We start from the raw sequence: 6,326 nt of genomic DNA, 5'->3' as shown, positions 1-6,326 counted from the left end.
CCGCCGGATCCAACGACACCCCATTCGCGCTCGACAGCCTCGCGCTGTCGCGGAACGCTCCGGTGACATCCGCATGCCGTGACAACGCCCAGAATCCCAGATCCGGGTTGTGATACAGCGGCGCCTCCTCCCGCAGCCGCCGATACGTCGGATACGGATCCTCGTGAAAGGCGTAGTCGTACGGATCGAACACCAGTGGCTCCACCGCGGCCGTCATCGCCCACACTCCGAATCCGAGAACACGTTCTCCACGGGAAGCGGCGAAGCCGCAGTCCGTAGAGACACATAGCTGGACATGTGTCTGGACGGTACCACCGACACATTTTCAGGACAATCCCCGAACGAACGATCTCTTCGAAACCGGCACCCACCGCTCGCGACCCCTGCATCGGCCCCGGATAACGAGAACGCGTTCTTGCGTGGGGCATCGAGCCGGACTAAAGTCCGAACAACTGTCCAGACAAGCCGCGCGTTCCAGGGCCCGCCGAACTCCCCGATGGTGCGCCACCGGCAGCGCCGCGAGGCGCGCCCGCAGGCGCAGGACCGATCCACATCGAACGACTCGACAAGGCAGGGTTTCCATGCGATTCGGCATCGTGCTGTTCACCAGCGACCGCGGCATCACCCCGGCCGCGGCCGCTCGCGCGACGGAGCAGGCGGGATTCGACTCCTTCTACGTCCCCGAGCACACCCACATCCCGGTCGCCCGCAACGCGGCGCATCCGCAGACGGGTGACGCTTCCCTCCCCGACGACCGATACCTGCGCACGCTGGACCCTTGGGTGGCGCTGTCGATGGCGGCCGCCGTCACCGAACGCGTCGAGCTGGCGACCGCCGTCGCGCTCCCGGCCGAACACGACCCGATCACCCTGGCCAAGACGATCGCCTCCCTCGACCACCTCAGCGGCGGCCGGGTCGTCCTCGGCGCCGGATTCGGCTGGAACACCGACGAACTGGCCGATCACGGCGTGCCTGCGAACAAACGGCGCACCGTGCTGCGCGAGTACCTGGCGGCGATGCGGGCGCTGTGGAGCCAGGACGAGGCGAGCCACGAGGGCGAGTACGTGCGCTTCGGCCCGAGCTGGGCTTGGCCGAAACCGGTGCGGCGCTCGGTTCCGGTACTGATCGGAGCGGCGGGCACCGAACGCACCTTTCGCTGGATCACCGAGTCCGCCGACGGCTGGATCACCACTCCCGGCGAGACGGACATCGCCGATCGGCTCGCACAACTCCATACGCTCTGGCGGCAGGCAGGGCGGACCGGACGTCCGCGCGTGGTGGCCCTCGATTACAAACCGGACGCCGCGCGCCTGGCCGAATGGGACCGCGCCGGGGTCACCGATGTCGTGTACGGCCTACCGGACAAGGACGAACCGGCGGTGCTCGCCTACCTCGCACGACTGTCCGACAAACTGACGGCAATCGGCCGCCCACTCGGCGCGGCGGACCGGCCGTAGCTGCCTCGACCGGGAATTCCACAGTGGCCGCAAACACAACGGTTCCGGCAGCAGGAAGTTGCTCTGGCGAAATAACGACACTACCATCTAGACACATGTCCGAAAGCTATTCCAGAACGGTTGAGGCGACGCGTCGGCGCTTGTCCGGAAAGCAGGCCGACACGGTCGACAAACTCACCCGCTCGGCGCTGGAAGTGCTTTCGCGAGAAGGTTTCGCGGGCATGACCATCCGGATGGTCGCCGCGAACGCCAAGGTCGGCACCGCGACCGCGTACACCTATTTCTCCTCCAAGGAACACCTGGTCGCGGAAATCTTCTGGCGCAGGCTGCGCGCGACGCCCTCACCGGTGAGCGACGACCCGGACGCCACCGTGCGCGTGATCGCCGAGCTGCGCGGCATCGCCCTGCTGGTCGCCGACGAACCGGAATTGTCCGGTGCGGTCACCAGCGCGCTACTCGGTCGGGATCCCGATGTCGAGCATTTGCGGTCGCGCATCGGCCTGGAAATTCGCGCGCGCCTCGCCCACGCCCTGTCCGAATCCGCCGACCCCGATATCGTGGAATCGCTGGAATTGCTCTACGCGGGCGCGCTGGTACATGCCGGCATGGGCTACCGGTCCTATTCGGATATCGCGGACCGCATCGAGCGGTCCGCGTTGCTCATCCTGAGGTGACACCGCTTCCGCGTCACTGGCCGGCCAGGCCGAGTTTCAGCGCCGCCCCGCCGTCGACGAACATCTGCAAGCCGGTCACGTAGCGCGACTCGTCGGAGGCCAGGTACGTCACCGCGTGCGAGATGTCCGAGGACTCCACGAACGGAATCGGCATGGCCTGCATGAACGGAAAGGTGACCTCCGCGTCCTCGCGCGTCGGGTTCTGCACGTCGGGACGGAAGATCTGGTACATGCCCGGGTTGTGCAGCATGTCGGTGTCGACATTGGTCGGATGCACCGCGTTGATGCGGATCGAGCTCGGTCCCAGCGTCAGCGCCAAAGTCTGGGTGTAGGAACGGATCATCTTCTTGGACAGACCGTAACCGTCGCCGCCGGGGCCTTGCAGCGCCTGCTGGCCGTTGAAACCGGTCTGCGGCACCAGCCCCGCGACCGACCCGGTGACGATGATCGAGGCGCCCGCGCCCAGGTGCGGCAGGGCGGCGTGCACCGTGTTCACCACACCCACGAAGTTGACGTCGAAGACGTCGACGAATCCCTGCAGCGGCACGTGGTGACCGAGCGGGCAGATCCCGGCGTTCGCCACCACCACGTCCAAGCGCCCGAGTTCGGCGACGCCCGCGGCGATCGCCGCTTGCAGCGCGGGGCGATCGCGCACGTCGACCTGCTCGGCCACGACCCGGCGGCCGGTCCGGGCGACCAGTTCCTTCGTCTCGGCCAGGTCCGCCGCGGTCGCCAAGGCGTAGTCGTTGCTGCCGATATCGGCGCAGATGTCGAAGGCGATGATGTCGGCGCCCTCCTGCGCCAAGGCGACCGCGTGACTGCGGCCCTGCCCCCGCGCCGCACCGGTCACCAAGACGACTTTGCCGCTGACCCGATCCATGTTTCCTCCGCCGTGCTCGTCACCGGTTTCCGCCGCCCGCTCGGCGCGCCGGGCCAGCTATATGGAATAGTTACCGGACATCTGTCTGGACGATACTACGGACATTGGTATTGGATCAATCGCTCGTCGTGCCGCCGAACCCGTCCCGGCACCCGGCTCTTCCAGGAGGCGCACCGATGCCCGACCGACCACGCCATCTCGATTCCCCGCTCGTCGTGACGCTCATCAAGTACATGTCGAGAGCGCAGGTCTGGGTCTTCCGCCGGACCCGGGGACGCATCGGCGGGCGCTGGCGCGTCGGTGCGGGTTTCCGCAAGCCGGTGCCGACCTTGCTGCTCGAGCACCGGGGCCGGAAAACCGGCAGGCTGTTCACCGTTCCGCTGCTGTATCTGGCCGACGGCGCCGACCTGGTGGTCGTCGCCTCACAGGGCGGGCTGCCGAACCATCCGCAGTGGTATTTCAACCTCCTGGCGCATCCGGTGACCCGGGTGCAGATCGGCGCCGAGCACCGTCTCGTCCGCGCCCGCGTGGCCACGCGGGAGGAGAGAGATCGCCTGTGGCCCTTGCTCGTCGCCCGCTACGCGGACTTCGACAGCTACCAGTCCTGGACGGAGCGGGAGATCCCGGTGCTGCTTCTCCAGCCGGAGGACGGGTCGCACTGAGCCCGGCGCGTCGGCCCGGGTCCGCGCCCACGCTCCCCCATGATGTTCAGCGTTCCCCGCGCGGTGGACGCCGCCCGCCGCCGGAGCGGTGCGACGCAATCGATCGACTCGACAGAGGATGGGAGAGCGTGTGGCGAAAATGGGTAGGCGAAAACGGTCCAGGCTGATCACCAACGGGATGCTGCGGGAAGAGCATCGGACGCGAGAGCCCGGCGGTCCGGCCGCGCTACCGGCCGAACCGGAGCCCGAGCGCACGGACGTGGCCGAGCAGGTGCGCACGCTCGACCTCGACGCCCTCGCCGCGCGTGTCCGTTCGCGGCGGCGGGAGAGGAAATGGACCCAGGCGGACGTGGCGGGCAACGGCGGCCCGCCTGCCAAGGTGGTCAGCGAGATAGAGCGGTCCCGCAATCCACAGCCCAGCGCCGAGGTGCTCGACCGGCTCGACGCGGGACTCGAATGGCCGCCCGGCACCAGCGCGACGATCCTCGGAGCCGAGCGGGCAAGCGAACTCGCCGCGGCGCGCTGAGCCGACAGCTCCGAAAAGCGGCCGGTCGGAGGAATTCCGGGACATCTCCGACCGGTCGAGCCGGAACGCTCATCGGTTGCTGCCAGCGCTGATAAGCTGCTCCGCGACCGTGGACGACTGCGCTTGCGCCGCCGGAGTGCGCGGGTCCGGCCGTGCTGGACGCAGCTGCGAAACCTGATGAAGAAATGGACGAATCATGCAACTCCGCGGCATCACTGCGGCAGCGGTACTCGCCATCGGCTCGTTGACCATCGGCGCGAGCGTCGCGCACGCCGAACCCGCTCCCGACATCACCTACTCCGCCAGGCTCGTCGACGATATGGTCGTCGCCGCGCTGCGAGGCGGAACCTTCGAATTGGCCAAAGCGCTGCGGGACCAGCCCGCGGGTGCGGAGAACGCCCGACTAACCGAGCGTGACGGCGTGCTCGTCGACCGCACCGGCGCCCCCGCCGACGTCGCGCAGGTGATCGACGTGGTCGACATCCGTGACCGCGACGGCCACGTCGCCATGACACTGCCCCTCGACTTCCGGATCGCGGGCACCGGCATTCCGGTCCGTCCGGAGTTGAAGAAGGACAGCACGGTCCTGGAGCTTCATCCGACCAGGCCGGAAGGCATCGCGATCGGCGAAACGCTCGTCGCGACACCGGTCGCGTCCATGGCCGAGAACCAGCGCGCGCGTGACGAATTCGCCAGCCAGTTCGGACTCGCCACCGCCATCGGCGGTTTCGTCGGCACCGCCATCGGCGCCGCGATCGGCTGCCTGGCCACCATCGCCGTCGGTTGCGTTGCCGGTCTGCTGGCCGGCGCGAGCCTCGGCGGCATCCTCGGAACCATCGCGGTCGGCGGACCCACCCTCGTCGTGGCCGGGGTCGACTTGCTCACCACGCTGCAAGCCGCCGAGGGCACCACCCGCTTCGCGGACAAGCCCGCGCAGATCGCACCGGCACCACCCAGGTGACCGCCCGGCGGCGCGTGCCGCCGCCCGGCGAAGCCATGGACGACCGCGTCGCTACAGCGGCGCGGTCGTCGTGTTCGAGCGCCCCACGCGCTCGTCGTTGATCAGGTGGTAGGCGCGCCCCAGGTCGTCGAGGGCCCGCTCCCATCTGGTGTCCGCGTCGTTGCCGCGGGGGTTGCGGCTGAGCAGCAGCAGCGCCTCGGCCGCATCGGTCGACCGCGCGGCGGCGTCCAGCAGCACCGGCACCGGGTCCACGGTGGTGCCCGCCGCCAGCGCGCCGATGCGATCGTGCAGCCAGTGCGCGTCGAAACGGACCTGCTCCGTGGGATTCTCGCCGTTGACCGGCAAGGTGCTCATCGCGGCGGCGCGCGCGGCCTCCGTCTCGTCCATCGTGGTCGTGACGACCTCGCGCAGCTCACTGCTCGCAATCCGATGTAGCAAACCGATCAGTAGGACACGTTCCGCGTCCGGACCACGCAGACCCGTGTCGCCCAACCGTGCGCCGACCTGGTCCGGGTCGACGCGCAGAATCGACAGAACCGCTCGCAACTGCGCGATCGTAACCAATTCGTCCGCCCCTCCTCATCGTCGCGGCCCCACCATCACACTTCGGCGACAGCCTGCCAAACCCGGAGCACGTTAACCATCGGGTAGCCATTTTGCCGATACGGCGTGTCTTCGTCGGACCTCGTATTCCACTGGCAACTCGCCGCGCCCGGCGATCGCCGACCCGGTTCGGCGTTGCGGTCCAGGTCACCCCGAACGGCAGGATAAACCGGGTCCCAACTTGGGTACTCCACTCGCTATGAGAGCGATACCGGCGCGGGTCACTGGTGACACGACCACGCCCGCAGTGCGCGAGTCCGAACACGGCGGTGCGATCGCGAGCACGAAATGGCGACGCATCAGAGAGGTGATCGCCACCCGCACCGTGGCCGACGCTACGCGGGAAGTGTCGATCGAAGTGGGGAAACCGCAGATGGCGCCGGGCGACACCGGCGTGGTGTGCGGATTCCGCATCCAGGGCATCGGCGAGCGATGGGCGCACGGCGCCGACTCCATCGCCGCGCTCTACCGCGCCTTCCAGGAGATCGCACTGGAGCTGCGGCAGGCCAACAGCCACGGCGCGCACTTCACGGTGGCCGAGCCCTCCGACCCTTGCTTCTGTC

8 protein-coding genes and 1 pseudogene are annotated in these 6,326 nt (G+C 68.4%); 6 read left to right on the top strand and 3 right to left on the bottom strand.

Translation table 11 applies throughout. From position 1 onward, the window contains the following. Positions 1-217: pseudogene (locus HOV91_RS38235) on the bottom strand (cytochrome P450); the annotation flags it as partial. A gap of 364 nt (positions 218-581) precedes the next feature. On the opposite strand from HOV91_RS38235, the gene HOV91_RS38230 reads away from it, so the two are divergent. Continuing rightward, positions 582-1,457, top strand: a complete 876-nt coding sequence (locus tag HOV91_RS38230; RefSeq protein WP_174190066.1) for an LLM class F420-dependent oxidoreductase — start codon at positions 582-584, stop codon at positions 1,455-1,457. A 95-nt stretch (positions 1,458-1,552) separates the two neighbouring features. Beyond that, on the top strand, positions 1,553-2,131 hold the full coding sequence (locus tag HOV91_RS38225) for a TetR/AcrR family transcriptional regulator (protein WP_174190065.1): 579 nt from the start codon (positions 1,553-1,555) through the stop codon (positions 2,129-2,131). A gap of 13 nt (positions 2,132-2,144) precedes the next feature. Here the strand turns inward: HOV91_RS38225 and HOV91_RS38220 are convergent, their stop codons facing one another. After that, positions 2,145-3,011: a mycofactocin-coupled SDR family oxidoreductase gene (locus HOV91_RS38220; RefSeq protein WP_174190064.1), complete on the bottom strand. Its 867-nt coding sequence runs from the start codon at positions 3,009-3,011 to the stop codon at positions 2,145-2,147. A gap of 176 nt (positions 3,012-3,187) precedes the next feature. On the opposite strand from HOV91_RS38220, the gene HOV91_RS38215 reads away from it, so the two are divergent. The 3 genes from HOV91_RS38215 (at position 3,188) to HOV91_RS38205 (ending at position 5,160) form a co-directional block, all read left to right on the top strand. Then, complete coding sequence (locus HOV91_RS38215) at positions 3,188-3,673, top strand: nitroreductase family deazaflavin-dependent oxidoreductase (RefSeq protein ID WP_174190063.1); 486 nt, start codon at positions 3,188-3,190, stop codon at positions 3,671-3,673. 139 nt (positions 3,674-3,812) lie between these two features. Beyond that, entirely contained in the window at positions 3,813-4,199 is a 387-nt protein-coding gene (locus tag HOV91_RS38210; RefSeq protein ID WP_246351575.1) for a helix-turn-helix domain-containing protein, read from the top strand. A 196-nt stretch (positions 4,200-4,395) separates the two neighbouring features. Continuing rightward, entirely contained in the window at positions 4,396-5,160 is a 765-nt protein-coding gene (locus HOV91_RS38205; protein ID WP_174190061.1) for a DUF8020 domain-containing protein, read from the top strand. 51 nt (positions 5,161-5,211) lie between these two features. On the opposite strand, the gene HOV91_RS38200 is transcribed toward HOV91_RS38205, so the two are convergent. After that, positions 5,212-5,706: a hypothetical protein gene (locus HOV91_RS38200; RefSeq protein WP_174190060.1), complete on the bottom strand. Its 495-nt coding sequence runs from the start codon at positions 5,704-5,706 to the stop codon at positions 5,212-5,214. A 256-nt stretch (positions 5,707-5,962) separates the two neighbouring features. Here HOV91_RS38200 and HOV91_RS38195 point away from each other — a divergent pair. Continuing rightward, positions 5,963-6,326 (top strand): DUF6968 family protein (locus HOV91_RS38195; RefSeq protein ID WP_174190059.1); only part of this gene is annotated, 364 nt, incomplete at its 3' end.

The sequence above is a fragment of the Nocardia barduliensis genome (genome assembly GCF_013315795.1).
Taxonomy (GTDB): Bacteria; Actinomycetota; Actinomycetes; order Mycobacteriales; family Mycobacteriaceae; genus Nocardia; species Nocardia barduliensis.
Note: the sequence above shows the minus strand (reverse complement) of the source record. Positions and strands in the feature narration are given on the sequence as shown.